This window comes from Pseudomonas sp. Mb7, from assembly GCF_054790525.1.
Genome location: NZ_CP186501.1, coordinates 6,018,402 through 6,034,836, shown reverse-complemented (window position 1 = coordinate 6,034,836; position 16,435 = coordinate 6,018,402). Strand labels below are relative to the sequence as shown.

Below are 16,435 nucleotides of genomic sequence, written 5' to 3'. Positions count from 1 at the left end.
CCTCAGCCTTGGTACGAATCGCAGAAAGCTTGCGCTTCGGCGACGTCGAGGGTGCCTTCGTAAATCGCCCGGCCGGTGATGGCGCCGATGATGCCTGGTGCTTTGGCGTCGAGCAGCGACTTGATGTCACCCAGATTGTGGATGCCGCCGGAAGCGATCACCGGGATCTTGGTAGCAGCGGCCAGCGCAGCGGTGAACGGCACGTTGCAACCCTGCATCATGCCGTCTTTGGCGATGTCGGTATAAACGATCGAGGAGACGCCGTCGGCTTCAAACTGCTTGGCCAGATCGATGACCTGCACGGTGCTGATTTCAGCCCAGCCATCGGTGGCGACGAAACCGTCTTTGGCATCCAGACCGACGATGATCTTGCCCGGGAACGCGCGGCAGGCCTCAGCGACGAAGGCCGGATCTTTAACGGCTTTGGTACCGATGATCACGTAGCTGACGCCAGCCTTGACGTAGTGTTCGATGGTTTCCAGCGAACGAATGCCGCCACCGATCTGGATCGGCAATGTCGGATAGCGCTTGGCAATTGCAGTCACCACTTCGCCGTTGACTGGCTGGCCTTCGAACGCGCCATTCAGATCGACCAGATGCAGACGGCGGCAACCGCCCTCCACCCACTTGGCAGCCATGCTCACCGGGTCATCGGAGAACACTGTGGAATCTTCCATGCGGCCCTGGCGCAGACGTACGCAGGCACCGTCTTTAAGATCGATAGCGGGAATAATCAGCATCTGGCAAACCTTCAAATTTGAATGTTCAGCTTGGCTCGGAAATCAGTTTTTCTCGAGCGCCCACAGGTCGCTTTCGATGCTTTCAAACCGCTCTTTGAGGTGGGTCTGCACATCGAAAATCGCCCTGTTGTAATAGTGCGGAGCAATTTCGCGGGTAAATAACTCAAGAATTTCCGCCGCTTCGAACGACCCCAGGTCCAATTCGAAACGGTCTTCCATGAACCGCTGAATCTTGCGATTGGCGTCGCTCTCCTGCTCGGCAGTGAGGGTCAGGATCGGCGGTTTGGATTTCTTGGCAGCCATTTACCAGCGACCATCCCATGCGGCGAAGTTCTGCAGTAATTGCAGGCCATGGGTATGGCTCTTCTCCGGGTGGAACTGCACGGCGAAGCGCGAGCCGTCGGCCAGCGCTGCAGCGAAGTCGACGCCATAGTGACCGCCACCGACCACCTGCCGCGCGTTGGCGGCGGCGATGTAGTAGCTGTGCACGAAGTAAAAACGCGCCATGTCCGGAATGTCATGCCACAGCGGGTGGCTGACCTTCTGCTTCACCTCGTTCCAGCCCATGTGCGGGACTTTCAGGTGCTCGCCGTCTTCATGCAGGTCTTTGCCGAAGAACTTCACCGCGCCCGGGAACAGGCCGATGCAGTCGACGCCGTCGTTCTCTTCACTGGTGTCGAGCAACGCTTGCATGCCGACACAGATACCGAGGAACGGACGATCCTGGCTGACTTCACGCACCAGTGAGTCGAAACCGAGACGACGGATCTCCGCCATGCAGTCGCGAATCGCGCCAACACCGGGGAACACCACGCGGTCAGCTTCGCGAATCACGGCTGCATCGCTGGTGATCAGCACTTTACCGGCGCCGACGTGCTCAAGGGCCTTGGCCACCGAGTGCAAATTGCCCATGCCGTAATCGATAACTGCAACCGTCTGCATTACAGAACGCCTTTGGTCGATGGCATTTGCCCGGCCATGCGCTCATCCAGCTCGACAGCCATGCGCAGCGCGCGGCCGAAAGCCTTGAACACGGTTTCGATCTGGTGGTGGGTGTTGGTGCCACGCAGGTTGTCGATGTGCAGACTGACCAGCGCGTGGTTGACGAAGCCCTGGAAGAATTCCTGGAACAGGTCAACGTCGAAGCCGCCCACGGTGGCGCGGGTGTACGGCACGTGCATCTGCAGGCCCGGGCGACCGGAGAAATCGATCACCACACGCGACAGCGCTTCGTCGAGCGGTACATAGGCATGACCATAGCGACGGATGCCTTTTTTATCGCCGATGGCTTTGGCAAACGCCTGGCCGAGGGTGATACCGACATCTTCCACCGTATGGTGGTCGTCGATATGCAGATCGCCCTTGCATTCAATATCCAGGTCGATCAACCCGTGACGGGCGATCTGATCCAGCATGTGCTCAAGAAAAGGAACACCGATATCGAATCGGGCCTTTCCGGTGCCATCAAGGTTGATCGAGGCTTTGATCTGGGTTTCCAGAGTGTCGCGCTCGACAGACGCCTTACGTTCGGCCATCACCAGCTCCGCAAAATCATTGGGCGAAAAAGGCAGCCATTATAGGCACGCGAGGCGCAAACAGAAACACGAGAGGTGAGATGGCTGACGGATAGAATGCCCGGCTGTCGCGGGTAGACATGTCCATACAAGCCATAAAGGGCAATGATCGCTCCCACGCTCTGCGTGGGAGTGCAGCCCCGGACGCTCTGCGTCCGCTTCGAATGTGACGCAGAGCGCCACGGGAGGCATTCCCACGCAGAGCGTGGGAACGATCAGGTAGAAACGAACTTAGTGAAACAGTACCGCCGTCTTCTGCAGGGTCACCCACACCCCCCACGCCAACGGAATACCCACCACCAGCCACGCAGCGATCGCCAGCGGCTTGCTGCCCGGGGCGGCTTTCCACTCCAGAACCGTGCTGGCATCAGCACCCTTGTCGTGGCCCAGCGCCTGTTCGGCAGCCAGCTCAGCGTCAGTCATGAAGTACTTGTCGGCCACCGGACGCACCATCAGGTTGCACAGGAAGCCCAGCACCAGCAGGCCTGCGAGGATGTACAGGGTGATGTCGTAAGCGGCAGCGCGTTCAACGCCGATGCTCAACTGATACTCACGCAGGTAGTTCACCAGCACCGGACCAAGCACGCCGGCCGCAGCCCAAGCGGTCAGCAGACGACCGTGGATCGCACCGACCATCTGCGTACCGAACAGGTCGGCCAGATACGCCGGCACCGTGGCAAAACCGCCGCCGTACATCGACAGAATGATGCAGAACGCCGCCACGAACAGCGCAACGTTGCCCAAATGGCCCATGTTCGGGATCAGCGCGTACAGGGCAAAACCCAGGGCGAAGAACACGAAGTAGGTGTTTTTGCGGCCCAGGTAGTCCGAGAACGAAGCCCAGAAGAAGCGGCCACCGATGTTGAACAGGCTAAGCAGACCGGTGAAACCGGCAGCAATCGCAGCGATCGAGGCCAGTTGCCCGGCGTCGAGCTGACCAAACGGCACATCGACACCCAGCAGTTTGCCGCCGAACACTTCCTGCAGCAGTGGCGAAGCCATGCCGAGGATGCCGATGCCGGCAGACACGTTCAGACACAGCACCAGCCAGACCAGACGGAATTGCGGGGTTTTCCACGCCACATTCACGTGCACGTGACGATGGGTGATCATCGAGTTCGAGGCTTTCTTCGCCGGAGCGGTCCAGCCTTCAGGTTTCCAGCCGGTTGGCGGGACACGGTAAGCCAGAGCACCACCGATCATGAACACGAAGTAGATCGCGGCCATGGCGACGAAGCTCTGCCAGACGCCGACACCGGTTGGCGAAGCGAAGTGGCTCATCAGCGCGGTTGCCAGCGGTGCACCGACCATCGCGCCGCCACCGAAGCCCATGATTGCCATGCCGGTAGCCATGCCGCGCTTATCCGGGAACCACTTGATCAGGGTCGAGACTGGCGAGATATAGCCAAGGCCCAGACCGATACCGCCGATCACGCCAGAGCCGAGCCACATCAGCCAGATCTGGTGGGTATAAATACCCAACGCGGAGATCAGCAGACCGCCGCACCAGCACAGTGCCGATACCACACCGGCCTTGCGCGGACCTGCGTGCTCCAGCCAGCCACCCCAGATCGCTGCCGAGCAGCCGAGGAAGATGAAGAACAGCGTGTAGATCCAGCCGAGCATCGAGATCGGCCAATCACATTGCGACGAGAACACTTGTGCGATGAAGCTCATGTCCGGTGCGCAAGCCACCGGAGCAGTCACGCCCAGCGCCTTGGACAGCGGCAACCAGAACACCGAGAAGCCGTAGGCCATGCCGATGCACAGGTGGATGGCCAGAGCGGCCGGTGGGACTAGCCAACGGTTGAAACCGGGCTTGGCGATGATGCGTTCCTTGGACAGGAACGCGGGCTGATCGGCTTTGAGGCCGTCCGCCGTGATGCTCGTGCTCATTGTGTATCCCCCAATTATTAGTATGGTTCGCCAGCCACTGTTCACCCCCGGCCTTTATGCACGCAGGCATGACCGTTTTTTGGGTGAAGCTCCTTGAAGGCGCGACGTTAAGTCGCAGAAGGACGGACGAACGGGCGAAGGTTACCATTTGCACGTGACAGAAAAACCAAACTGATATCACCTTTTTTCTGTCGTCTGATCTCGTATCACTCAGGAAAACGCCATGCCAATCGTCGTACAAGCGCTGAACGCCGCCAATTATCAGGACCAGGAGGATTTGCGGAAGATTTATCGCGACGCGCCGGACTGGCTGTTTGCGCCGTTTTCCGGTGAAAACAATCTGATCGACCGCACTCTCGCCGAGGGAAGTTTTATTGCCGGGCGTTTCAACGACCGCTTGCTCGGTGCCGCGCGCCTGCAGAGGCACCACGACGTTTGGTACTTGTCCCATTTATGCGTACGAAAAGTTACCCGTCGCCGTGGGGTTGCTGAACGGCTGGTGAACCAAGCGCAGAAAATGGCGTCGCAAGCGGGGGCTGAACTGCGTCTGCTGGCGCCTGCCGGGCATCCTGAAGCCTTGGCAATTGCAGCGAAGTTACACCTCCCGCTGGAGGTACTGGCAACATGACGCCACACCGAACCGGGCAATTGCAGCGCTATACTCCCCGGCTAAATTACGAATTCGACTAATTACAAGGACTCGCCCATGAAAGCGTTCGGCAAAATCCTGGGTCTGGTACTTCTCGGATTGTTGCTGATCATTGTGGCGGCAGGTTTTGCCCTGACCCACCTCTTCGATCCCAACGATTACAAAGACGAGATTCGCCAGATAGCCCGCGACAAGGCCCACATCGAGCTGACGCTCAATGGCGACATCGGCTGGAGCCTGTTCCCGTGGCTCGGCCTGGAACTGCACGAGGCCAGCGTTGCCACCCTGATCAATCCGACTGAACCGTATGCCGATTTGCAGATGCTCGGCCTGTCCGTGCGCGTGCTACCGCTGTTGCGCCGCGAAGTGCAAATGAGCGATGTCCGCGTTGAAGGACTGAACCTGCGCCTGAAACGCGACAAAAACGGCCACGGCAACTGGGAAGACATCGGCAAGGTGCCGACAGCCGCCGCACCTGCCGGCAGCCCGGCACCTGCCAGCGCAGCCACTGCAGAAGCGCCTGCCCAACCGGAAAAACCGCCACAGCCGATCCGCCTCGACATCGACAGCCTGACCGTCAACAACGCCCGCGTTGAATACAACGACGAGCTGACCGGCAAGCAATTCAGCGCCGAGAGCATCCAGTTGAGCACCGGCCCGGTACACGATTCGACGAATATTCCGGTGAAAGCCACGGCATTCCTCGGCACCAACCAGCCGGTCCTGCGCGTGCGTACCGAGCTCACTGGCGAGCTGCGCATCGAGCGCGCGCTGCAGCGCTACAGGTTCGAAGATATGAAGCTTTCCGGTGAATTGGCCGGCGATCCGTTGCAAGGCAAGACCATGACCTTCGCAGCTCAGGGCCAGTTATCGCTGGACAAAGCGGCGAACGTCGCCGAGTGGACCGGCATCAAGATCTCCGCCAACCAGTTGCGCGCGCTGGGTGAACTGAAAGCCAACGACCTCGACAAGACTCCGCAGATCTCTGGCGGCCTCTCCATCGCCCAGTTCGATCTGGCGAAATTCGTCGACAGCATCGGCCAGAAACTCCCGCCCATGGCCGAAGGCAGCCTGAGCAAAGTCGAACTGGTCAGCCGCGTGGCCGCCACGCCAACCAGCATTGCCTTCGACAATATCAATCTGAAACTCGACGACAGCAGCTTCAGCGGCCGCATCGCCGTCGAAGACTTCGCCAAACAATCGCTGCGGGCAATTCTCAAGGCCGATACGTTCAACGCTGACCGCTACCTGCCGCCGAAATCGGCACAAGCCAACAGCGCCACGCAAGTGCGTCAGGCCGAAGTCGCCAGCACCGAAGCCGATGCCATGGCCGGTGCCGGCTCCACGCCGCTGCCGGACAAACCGAGCAAAACCGCCTGGAGCACCGAGCGCCTGCTACCGGTTGAGCGCCTGGCCAAACTCGACGTCGACGCCGACCTGACTTTTGGCCAACTGACCATCGACAAGTTGCCGATCCAGAACGCCGCACTGAAAGCCACCGGCCAAAGCGGCTTGCTGACCCTGACCAACCTGAGCGGCGAACTGTACAACGGCGGTTTCGCCGCCAATGGCACCCTCGATGTACGCCCGAGCGCGCCTGTGCTGAACCTGCAGACCAAGCTCAATCGCGTGCCTGTAGAAAAAATCCTCGAAAGCCAAGGCAAGAACCCGCCGGTCAAAGGTCTGGTGACCCTCACCAGCAATATCACTGGCAGCGGCAACAGCCAGCAGGCGCTGATCGATACGCTTAACGGCAACGCCAGTTTCGTGATTAACAACGGCGTGCTGCTCAACGCCAATCTTGAACAGCAACTGTGCAAAGGCATCGCCACGCTTAACCGCAAAACCCTCAGCGGCGAACCACGCGGTAAAGACACGCCATTCCAGGAACTCAAGGGCAACCTGACTTTCCGCAATGGCATTGCCAGCAACCCGGACCTGAAAGTGCGCATCCCCGGCATGACCGTCAACGGTGACGGCGACATCGACTTGCGCGTGCTCGGCATGGACTATCGCGTCGGCATCATCGTCGAGGGTGACACCAGCGCCATACCGGATCCTGCGTGCCAGGTAGGCGAGAAATTCGTCGGTGTCGAATGGCCGCTGCGCTGCCGTGGTCCGCTGGAGCTGGGCGCCAAGGCCTGCCGCGTCGACAACGATCGCCTCGGTCAGGTCGCGACCAAACTGGCCGGCGACAAGCTCAGTGAAAAAATCGACGAAAAACTCGGTGACAAGGTCAGCCCGGAATTGAAAAACGCATTGAAGGGGCTGTTCAAGCGATGAGAGCGGAGCAATTTTCCACGGCGGTGCTGGATTGGTTCGACCGCCACGGCCGCCACGATCTGCCTTGGCAGCAGAACATCAACCCGTATCGGGTGTGGGTGTCGGAGATCATGTTGCAGCAGACCCAGGTCAGCACCGTGCTCAATTACTTCGACCGTTTCATGGCCGCGCTGCCGACGGTCGAAGCGCTGGCAGAAGCCCCCGAAGACGAAGTGCTGCACCTGTGGACCGGGCTGGGTTACTACACCCGCGCGCGCAATTTGCAGAAGACCGCGAAGATCGTCGTCAGCCAGTACGCTGGCGAGTTTCCGCGTGACGTTGAAAAGCTTACGGATCTACCAGGCATTGGTCTGTCCACTGCCGGCGCGATTGCCAGCATCAGCATGGGCCTGCGCGCGCCGATCCTCGACGGCAACGTCAAACGCGTGCTGGCACGCTTTACTGCGCAAGAGGGCTACCCCGGCGAGCCGAAGGTCGCCAAACAACTGTGGGCCACCGCTGAACGCTTTACGCCGCACGATCGGGTCAACGCCTACACCCAGGCGATGATGGATCTCGGCGCCACGCTGTGCACGCGTAGCAAACCGAGCTGCCTGCTGTGTCCGCTGGAACGTGGCTGCGAAGCGCACATGCTCGGCCTCGAAACCCGCTACCCGATTCCCAAGCCGCGCAAAACCATTCCGCAGAAGCGCACGCTGATGCCGATGCTGGCCAACGACGACGGCGCGATTCTGCTTTACCGTCGCCCCTCAAGCGGTTTGTGGGGCGGTCTGTGGAGCCTGCCGGAGCTCGACGACCTCGATGACCTGCAACATCTCGCCGATCAGCACTCGCTGACCATGGGCGAGCAGCAGGCCCTGCCGAACCTTGTTCACACGTTCAGCCATTTCCAGCTGTCCATCGAACCCTGGCTGGTTCAGGTGCAGGAGGCCGCCCATCACGTGGCCGAGGCCGACTGGCTCTGGTATAACCTCGCCACCCCGCCGCGCCTGGGCCTCGCCGCCCCGGTCAAAACCTTGCTCGAACGCGCGGCCGCCGTCTTGAATGCAGGAGAGTCGCCATGACCCGCACCGTAATGTGCCGCAAGTACAAAGAAGAATTGCCCGCGCTGGACCGCGCCCCTTTCCCGGGCGCCAAAGGTCAGGATATTTTTGACCACGTCTCCGCCAAGGCCTGGGCTGACTGGCAGAAACACCAAACCCTGCTGATCAACGAAAAGCGTCTGAACATGATGAACGCCGAAGACCGCAAATATCTTCAGGGCGAAATGGACAAGTACTTCTCCGGCGAGGAATACGCCAAGGCCGAAGGCTACGTTCCGCCTGCTGAGTAAACCCTGCAAAATCGGGGGCCGGATCGTAAGCGACGGAATTAATTTAAGAAATTTTAAAAAAGTCGTTGACGTAAATCCGAAAAACCCTTTTAATGCGCCCCGTTGCCCAGATAGCTCAGTCGGTAGAGCAGGGGATTGAAAATCCCCGTGTCGGCGGTTCGATTCCGTCTCTGGGCACCAAATACCGAAAACCCTGAATCGCAAGATTCAGGGTTTTTTTATGCCTGCGATTTGATCACGCCTATCTGTCCGCCCCGCAACGCCCTCCTCTCGATACACCTCAAACCCGCCTGTACTGAAAAATACCCAAAATCTGTATCTCTCCCCATGTAGGAAAATTCGCCAGTATTCCTCCAAGCCTTGGCGAGCCAACGACTGGCTCTACTTTGCGCCCCGCAACACTCTGGGCCCCTGAAGCCCTCAGAGCGCAAAACCTGATTTTTTGAATAGATCGGCGTCCACCGCAAGGTCACTTCCTGTCCAGCTAAAAAATCTAAAAACAAACCCAACAGGCGAACTGCATTTACTGCTTTTCAAACATTCCAGGATGAATGCTGGCGCCCCTGTGCGCCCGGCAAAAGAGCGAAACGGACGACGTATGATCAAGCAACTTATCAATGAAGACAGTTATGTGCAGATTGGCGATCTGTGCAGCGCAACGATTCAGCTGAAAATCGAAGGACTGAATCCTGCCGGATCGATCAAGCTCAAAACCGCACATGCCCTGATCACGGATCTGGAAAACCAGGGCCGGATTCACCATAAGACCCGCCTGGTCGAGTCTTCCTCGGGGAATCTGGGGGTCGCGCTGGCCATGGTCTGCGCCGCCAAGGGTTACAAGTTTGTCTGTGTGATCGACCCGAACATTTCTGCGCCGAACAGAAAACTCATGCAGGCACTGGGTGCCGAAATGATCATTGTCGATCAGCGTGACGAAAACGGCGGCTACCTGAATTCGCGTATCCGTTTGATCGAGCAACTGGTCGCAGAGAACTCCGACTACATCTGGCTCAATCAGTACAAAAACCCGACTAACCCCCTCGCTCACTATCAAGCTACCGCGAAGTCCATCGCCCATAAATTTCCACACGTGGACTACTTGTTCGTCGGCGCCGGTACCACCGGTACTTTGATGGGCTGCAAGAACTACTTCGCCGAACACCATCCGCACACCAAAGTGATTGCCGTCGATACGGTCGGCTCGGTGACCTTCGGTCTGCCGGGCGGTACGCGGCATATCCCAGGGCTGGGTACCAGCCGTCTGCCAGAGATCTTCGAGCCGTCGGGGATTCACGACTTCGTATCGATCGCCGAGGAACAGACGATCAAGGTCTGCCGCTGGCTGGCGCAACGCTACGGCCTGCTTTTTGGTGGCTCCACCGGCACTGTCCTGGCGGGCATCCAGCAATGGGCGCCGCACATCCGTCCTGACGATGTCGTCGTGGCGATCTCCCCCGACATGGGTGAGCGCTACCTCGAAACCATCTACTCCGATGACTGGGTCACCCAGCGGATCGGCGCAAGCGCTTTGCAATCACTCTTCCCAGAAATCGCTCTGGCACTCTCGGCGTAATCCCCATGACCACACAGAACCCGATTCAACCGTTCCATGTCATCCCAGGCGCCGTCGTCAAGGACATCCTCAACGGGCTGCGTCACGAAACCATCGACATGGTCGCCCAGACCTACCTGACCCACGAGCGCGGCGAAACCGTTAACCCGGATAGCTACTTCCTGCGTTTTCCGGCGCAACCGGCGAACCGGATCATTGCCTTGCCGGCGGCGATCGTCGACAGCGAGGGCGATCAGTCCGTCTCCGGGATCAAGTGGATTGCCAGCTATCCCGACAACATCAAGTCGGGCATCCCGCGTGCTTCGGCGGTGCTGATCCTCAACGATCCTGACACCGGCTATCCCTATGCGCTGCTTGAAGGCGCGCTGATCAGTGCCGTGCGCACCGCAGCGTCGGCGGTGCTCGGTGCCTGGTGGCTGAATGGCCAGAGCAAGAGCGCACAGAAACTCTCGATCATTGGCGGCGGGGTGATTTCGCGGAACATCCTTGAGACGTTCATCGCCGATGACTGGTCGTTCGACAGCGTGGGCATTCACGACCTCAACGCAGAGTCAGCGCAAGCGCTGTCGTCCTTCGGCAAACAGCTCGGGGTGCCGGATGTACAGCTGTTGTCGCTGGACGAGGCACTGAGCGCCGACATCGTGGTGTTCGCCACCAGTGCCGGCGAACCCTACGTCAACGGCAGCGGCACCTTCCGCCCGGGGCAGATCGTGCTGAACATCTCGCTACGGGATATCGGCGCAGAGATCATCGAAGAAAGTTACAACTACTTCGACGACGTGACCCATTGCTTGAAAGCCAATACCTCACCTCATCTGGCCGAGCAAAAGTACGGGCATCGTGATTTCGTTACCGGCACCGTCGGGCAATTGATTCGCGGTGACCTGCAGGTTGCCACGGACAAGCCGCTGATTTATTCGCCGTTCGGCATGGGCATCCTCGATCTGGCAATTGGCCGGATGATCCACGACATCGCGGTCAAGGACGGTTCGGCGGTCGCCATCCCCTCCTTCTTCGGGGAGGAGCGCAGATGGTGAAGGCGCCTCTGCACATCGGCCTGGTGGGCTGCGGCTCACGCGGGCTGTCGATTTTCGAACGCCTGCTGAGCCTTGCTGAAACGCGCCCGGAGCAGCCAGTCGTCATCGATATTCTCGATCCGAATGTGCTCGGAAGCGGCGCGCATTGGCCGGATCAACCGGACTATCTGCTGCTCAACACCGTTGCCGGTCAACTCGGGGTTTTCCCCGACGCAGCAGCCTTCGGAAACCTGGCGGATGCGCGGGAGCGGCCGGGCGCGGATTTCCTGACGTGGTGCCACGAGCAGCGCATCAAGGTCGACGCGGACAGCGGACTGCTCGCCGCCGACGGCCGTGACGTCGAGCCGCAGGACTTTTTGCCGCGCCATTTGCTCGGCGCCTATCTGGCGGACGCCTTCGCGCAAATCCTCGCGACGGCACCGCACTGGGTGAGCGTGAACCTGCATCAGCAGGCCGTCACCGCGGTCGAGCGCAACGCGGGTCAGCAATACCTGCTGCAGACCGCTTCGGGGGCTGCGGTCACCGTGGATCGGCTGATTCTGACGGTCGGCCATACCGGTCGCCTGCGCTCGGCGGATCGCAACCGCGTTGATGATGTCTATCCGCTGCCCGGCAGCCTCGCCACCATCGAGCCCGGCGAAACCGTGCTGGTCGAAGGGCTTGGGCTAGGTGCGATGGACACCCTGGCGGCGCTGACCTCCGGCAGGGGCGGTCGCTACAAGCGCATGGCCGACGGCAGTCACGCCTATCAGCCTTCGGGCCAGGAACCGGTGATCTTTATCCAGTCGCGGGACGGGTTGCCGTTTCGCACCCGACCCAACGGCCTGATTGAATGCCCGCGCCATCGCGCCGTACTGCTGACGAGTGCGCGCATCGAATCCCTGCGGGCAAGCAGCAATAACCGACAGTTGGACTTCGAACAGGACATCCTGCCGCTGATGCTGCTGGAGATGCGTGCGGCGGCCGTCGCCGTCGTGCACAGCCCATCAGCGCCAGAGCAGGTGCTGGAGCGACTCAGGGCCGTCAGCGTTGCTGGCGAACCCGGTGTTGTCGCCTGTGAAGCGTTACTACGCGATTACGAGGCGACTGGTGGTGCGATCGATCCGCAGGCGCTGATCTGGCATGCACTGCCCGACGACGTGCAGCCCTACAACTATCACGCCTGGATCTACGACACCCTCGAAGCCGATTTGCACGAGTCGCGCCTAGGGCGCGGAGGATCGGCGATCAAAGCCGCCATCGAAGTCTGGCGCGATCTGCGTGACCGCCTGCGTGAGGCCGTCGATTTCGACGGGCTGACCGACGCGTCGCATCGGCAGTTCTATGGCCGTTGGCACAAGGCAATCAACCGCCTCGTTGCGGGCCCGCAAAAAGAGCGCCACGCCGACCTGCTCGCCCTGTGTGACGCCGGTCTGCTGACATTTCTCAAGCCCGGCTCGCGCCCTGCGATCAACGACTTCAAACGCGTCGCCGGTTATGTCCAGAGCAGCGGCGTAAGCAACAGCGACTGCGCGCCGGTGCGTGATCTGGCGCGGCTGGGCCTGATCCGCCCGAGAACCGACGAACCAGGCATCGACGGCATCGATGTCGACGCCGCGTGCCACCCGAAATCGAGCGCTGGCGAACCGGTGCGCAACATTTGGGTACTCGGCCCGCTCGCCGAAGGTTCTTGCTACTACAACCACTACGTCACCTCGGCGGGCGCGCCTTCGCGTCTGTTCATGGACGCCCATCGAGCAGCCACTGCCATCCTTGAGACAGGGACTTCAGCATGAAGCTTTTCTACCAGACGCATTCACCCTACGCCCGCAAGGTGCTGGTGCTGGCTCACGAACTCGGCATCGCGTCGAGCCTGGAAGTGATCCACCACGAGACCAGCCCGACGTCGCCAAACGAGACCATCTACAAGGCCAATCCATTGGGCAAAGTGCCGGTGCTGATCCTGCCTGACGCCACGGCGCTGTTCGATTCCATCGTGATCTGTGAATACCTCGACGACCTGAGCGACGGGCCGAAACTCATCCCGGCAAACGGCCCTGAGCGCTACAAGGCGCTGCGCCTGCAAGCATTGGCGCAGGGCATGTGCGATGTCGGCATCAAGCTGCGCTGGGAAGTCGAGCGCCGCCCCGAAGCCTTGCGCTATCCGGCCTACGCCGACGGCCAGGCGTTCAAACTCAAGGAGGCTTACCGCTTCATCGAGGAACACGTCGACCTCAATGGCCCGATCACCCTCGGCCACATTGCCTTGGCGACCGCGCTCGACTGGATCGCCTTTCGCCAACTCTCGGACTTTTCCGCTCAAGCACGCCTGACCGAGTGGTATCAGACTTTTTGTGAGCGGGCGTCCATGCGGGCGACCGAGTACAGCGGGCAGACTCACGATTAAGTTAAGGAAAACCGGGTATGAGTTCTCTCTTGTTGCAAATGTCACCGATCGCGCTGGTGATCGCGTTGATCCTGATCGTCCGCCGACCGCCAGTGCAAGCGGCACTGGCCGGCGTAGTGCTGGTGCTCGTGCTGTGGGCCTTGGGCGCAGCCGGGCCTGTGTCGGCGGCAATCAGCACGGCCATCTTTCAGGACACCACCATCCTGTTTCTCAGCACGGCGTGCGTGATCATCCCGGGGCTGGCCTTCGTCATCCTGGTCGAGCGCGGTGGTGCGCCGCAGGCCATCGGCGCCTGGGTCAAGGAACTCGGCTGGACGCCGCCGGCGCAAGTCATCTTCATCGTGCTGGGCCTCGCACCGCTGCTTGAAGCGATGACCGGTTTCGGCGTTTCGCTGATCGCAACCGTGCCATTGCTGATGGGGCTGTTCGCCCGCCAGTCGGGGATGAAAATCGCCCTCGCCGGGATGGTCATCATGCCGTGGGGCACACTGGGTCTGGCCACCGTGATCGGCGCGCTATTGGCGCACTTGCCGGCGCAAACCCTTGGTAGTCATTCGGCGCTGATCAGTGCGCCAGTGTTCCTCTGCCTGGCGGCGATTGCTCTGTGGCAGGGTGGCATCCGTAAGGTTTCGCCGTGGCTTGGACTGATCGTGGTGACGGCGCTGTTCGTCGCGGTGCTGTTTTCCATCAACCTGTGGATCGGCCCGGAAGTCTCCGGTGTGCTGGCCGGTCTGGCAGTGGCTTGCGTCGGCCTGGGGATCTCTTATGCACAACGGAAGAAACTGGTGCGCTGGCCGAACGCAGCCTGGCCCTATCTGGCCTTGCTGGGGGTAATCGTTGCGTCGCGCGGGTTGTTCGTCCTGTCGGGCTGGGATGCGCTGTGGATCATCAAAGGCGAGCATGTTTCGTGGAAGCCATTGGCCTCCCCGGGGCTGGCGTTGCTGATCGTCACGCTGTTGATGGCAATCAAGCAAAGCGCCGCCGCAGGCTTCCCGTGGCGAGCGCTGTTCAACCGGGCGAAGTTTCCGGTCACGACAATTTTCCTGTTCCTGCTGCTTTCGCAGGTGATGGTCAACGCCGGTTTCCTGGTCGAAGCACAGCGCACACTGCAATCGTTGTCAGGGATTTCCCTGGCGCCAACCATCGCAGTGCTGGCGGGGCTTGCCGGTTACGTCACCGGTTCCAACGTCGGCGGCAACACCCTCGTCATGCCGTCCATCGCCGCGCTGAGCAGCGAACACGGTGCATGGCTGGCCGCGATGGTCAACAGTGCCGCCGGGCATGGCGCACTGGGGTCGCTGTCGATCCTGTCGCTGATCACCGGGCTGGCGGGCGCCAATCGGCATGAAGAAAACAACCTGATCCGATTCGCCTTCGGCCTGGTTGCGCTCAACATCGTCATAGTTGCTGCAACGGGAGTCGTTTTGCTCTACTTTCTCTGAATTGTTTCGAGACATCACAGAGAACTTATGGACAGGTTTGATCTACCGGACAAGCGCTGGCGGATAGTCAAGGACTGGATTATTCGTCAGATCGACAGCGGTGAGTGGGCAGCCGAAGCGAAACTGCCCTCGATCCGTACGCTGGCGCGAATGTTTGAAACCAGCATCACCACCGTTCAACGCGCGTTGGCGGATCTGGAAGCCGATGCTTACGTTTCGACCAAACCGCGCATCGGCTACTTCGTCTCAGCCTCCGGACAAGCAAAACCCGCCAGGGGCTTTGACTTCTCCAGTGTCACCGTCAACGTCAATCATGCGGTGGTCGCGATGCTCTCCCAAGCGGCCTCGCGCACCACCGCGTCGTTGAATTCAGCGGTGTTGCACAGCGACCTCACACCCAACGTGCTGCTCAACAAGTGCCTGTCGGTATTGGCTGGCAAAGCTGACAACTCGCTCACCGGACTGGTCGCACCGCCCGGTCTGCCGGCACTGCGACGACGCATCGCCGGGCTGATGCTGACCCGTGGCGTGGTCTGCGGGCCGGACGATATTCTGGTGACGTCGGGCGACACCATTGCCTTGGAACTGGCCCTCGAAGCCGTCGCCTCGAAAGGCGCTACGGTCGCTATCGAAACGCCGACTTATTACGGCATCCTGCAGACCATCGAACGCTTGGGCATGCGTGCCTTGCCCATCCGCACGCACGGTAAACTCGGTCTCGATGTCGATCACCTCGAAGAAGCGTTGAAGCTGAAAAAGGTCGCGGTGATCTTTCTCAACCCAACCCTGCAGAACCCGCGAGGTTTCATCATGCCCGACGAGACTCGCGCACGGCTGTCACAGATCGCACGCGAAGCGGACGTGCCGATTATCGAGGACGACATCTTCTTCGACCTGGTGCCGGAAGGCGATCGCCCCCGCGCCATCAAGAGCTACGACACCAGCGGGCAGACGATTTACTGCTCGTCGTTCTCCAAGACCATCGCGCCGGGTTATCGCGTCGGCTGGTGTCTGGCTGGCAAGTACCGCAATGCCATTCTGGCGCAGATGTTTTCGCGCAATCTGGCGGTTTCCAGCCTTGCGCAAAATGTCCTCAACGAATTTATCGGGCGCGGCTACATGGAAGAGCACTGCGCCAGACTCCGCTCGCAACTGTCGTCGCTGGCCAGTTTTGTCGAAGCGCTGGTGCGCACGGATTTCCCTGCGGGCACCGTGTACGTGCCGCCACGTGGAGGGTTCATCCATTGGATTGAACTGCCGCTACACACCGACATGTCGGCATTGCAGGATTTAGCCAGCGAACGCGGCTGCCACGTGGCCGGCAACGGCATCTTCTTCGCCGACGGGCATGCAACCACGGGTGTGCGCATCTGCCTTGGCACTGCGCTGACTCCGGGAGTGATCGAGATCCTCAAGGTGATTGCCGAAAGCGCACACCTCGCCGGGCGACCCTCTGACGGACGGCAAAACCTGACTGAGCAACATCAAGAACCAGCCGTTTCCTGAGCGCAAAAGGACGTTT

The 16,435-nt window shown here is 60.3% G+C and carries 15 protein-coding genes and 1 tRNA gene; 11 read left to right on the top strand and 5 right to left on the bottom strand.

What is annotated here, in order from left to right; genetic code table 11:
* Positions 1-2: 2 nt before the first annotated feature.
* From hisA to ACOYXH_RS27340, 5 genes are all read right to left on the bottom strand, one after another.
* Positions 3-740: a 1-(5-phosphoribosyl)-5-[(5-phosphoribosylamino)methylideneamino]imidazole-4-carboxamide isomerase gene (gene hisA, locus ACOYXH_RS27360; protein ID WP_003220753.1), complete on the bottom strand. Its 738-nt coding sequence runs from the start codon at positions 738-740 to the stop codon at positions 3-5.
* A gap of 42 nt (positions 741-782) precedes the next feature.
* Positions 783-1,043, bottom strand: coding sequence for a DUF2164 domain-containing protein (locus ACOYXH_RS27355; RefSeq protein ID WP_064117035.1), 261 nt, complete (start codon positions 1,041-1,043; stop codon positions 783-785).
* A complete protein-coding gene (gene hisH, locus ACOYXH_RS27350; protein ID WP_007909206.1) occupies positions 1,044-1,682 on the bottom strand; it encodes an imidazole glycerol phosphate synthase subunit HisH in 639 nt (212 codons plus the stop codon).
* The gene (gene hisB / locus ACOYXH_RS27345) at positions 1,682-2,275 is read right to left on the bottom strand and encodes an imidazoleglycerol-phosphate dehydratase HisB (protein WP_007909204.1); all 594 of its coding nucleotides are present in this window, start codon (positions 2,273-2,275) and stop codon (positions 1,682-1,684) included. The genes hisH and hisB overlap by 1 nt, the downstream gene beginning before the upstream one ends.
* A 270-nt stretch (positions 2,276-2,545) precedes the next feature.
* Positions 2,546-4,210, bottom strand: a complete 1,665-nt coding sequence (locus tag ACOYXH_RS27340) for an OFA family MFS transporter (protein ID WP_250602785.1) — start codon at positions 4,208-4,210, stop codon at positions 2,546-2,548.
* A 223-nt stretch (positions 4,211-4,433) separates the two neighbouring features.
* Here ACOYXH_RS27340 and ACOYXH_RS27335 point away from each other — a divergent pair, with 223 nt between their 5' ends.
* The 11 genes from ACOYXH_RS27335 to ACOYXH_RS27285 all read left to right on the top strand — a co-directional run bounded on the left by ACOYXH_RS27335 (position 4,434) and on the right by ACOYXH_RS27285 (position 16,419).
* Positions 4,434-4,838 (top strand): acetyl-CoA sensor PanZ family protein, encoded by a 405-nt coding sequence (locus ACOYXH_RS27335; protein ID WP_093430030.1) that lies wholly within the window; start codon positions 4,434-4,436, stop codon positions 4,836-4,838.
* Between the two features lie 78 nt (positions 4,839-4,916).
* Positions 4,917-7,142, top strand: coding sequence for an AsmA family protein (locus ACOYXH_RS27330; RefSeq protein ID WP_460410101.1), 2,226 nt, complete (start codon positions 4,917-4,919; stop codon positions 7,140-7,142).
* Positions 7,139-8,206: an A/G-specific adenine glycosylase gene (gene mutY, locus ACOYXH_RS27325; protein ID WP_095047158.1), complete on the top strand. Its 1,068-nt coding sequence runs from the start codon at positions 7,139-7,141 to the stop codon at positions 8,204-8,206. The genes ACOYXH_RS27330 and mutY overlap by 4 nt, the downstream gene beginning before the upstream one ends.
* Positions 8,203-8,475 (top strand): oxidative damage protection protein, encoded by a 273-nt coding sequence (locus ACOYXH_RS27320; protein WP_016986336.1) that lies wholly within the window; start codon positions 8,203-8,205, stop codon positions 8,473-8,475. The genes mutY and ACOYXH_RS27320 overlap by 4 nt, the downstream gene beginning before the upstream one ends.
* Before the next feature lie 104 nt (positions 8,476-8,579).
* Positions 8,580-8,655: transfer RNA gene (locus ACOYXH_RS27315), tRNA-Phe, on the top strand.
* Between the two features lie 418 nt (positions 8,656-9,073).
* Positions 9,074-10,048, top strand: coding sequence for a 2,3-diaminopropionate biosynthesis protein SbnA (sbnA, locus tag ACOYXH_RS27310; RefSeq protein ID WP_460066753.1), 975 nt, complete (start codon positions 9,074-9,076; stop codon positions 10,046-10,048).
* A 5-nt stretch (positions 10,049-10,053) separates the two neighbouring features.
* Complete coding sequence (sbnB, locus tag ACOYXH_RS27305) at positions 10,054-11,085, top strand: 2,3-diaminopropionate biosynthesis protein SbnB (protein WP_306674228.1); 1,032 nt, start codon at positions 10,054-10,056, stop codon at positions 11,083-11,085.
* Positions 11,079-12,860: an FAD/NAD(P)-binding protein gene (locus ACOYXH_RS27300; RefSeq protein ID WP_095047157.1), complete on the top strand. Its 1,782-nt coding sequence runs from the start codon at positions 11,079-11,081 to the stop codon at positions 12,858-12,860. The genes sbnB and ACOYXH_RS27300 overlap by 7 nt, the downstream gene beginning before the upstream one ends.
* Complete coding sequence (locus ACOYXH_RS27295) at positions 12,857-13,471, top strand: glutathione S-transferase family protein (protein ID WP_016986334.1); 615 nt, start codon at positions 12,857-12,859, stop codon at positions 13,469-13,471. The genes ACOYXH_RS27300 and ACOYXH_RS27295 overlap by 4 nt, the downstream gene beginning before the upstream one ends.
* 17 nt (positions 13,472-13,488) lie before the next feature.
* Positions 13,489-14,913: an L-lactate permease gene (locus tag ACOYXH_RS27290; RefSeq protein ID WP_095047156.1), complete on the top strand. Its 1,425-nt coding sequence runs from the start codon at positions 13,489-13,491 to the stop codon at positions 14,911-14,913.
* A gap of 27 nt (positions 14,914-14,940) precedes the next feature.
* On the top strand, positions 14,941-16,419 hold the full coding sequence (locus ACOYXH_RS27285; RefSeq protein WP_095047155.1) for an aminotransferase-like domain-containing protein: 1,479 nt from the start codon (positions 14,941-14,943) through the stop codon (positions 16,417-16,419).
* The last annotated feature ends 16 nt before the right edge of the window (positions 16,420-16,435 follow it).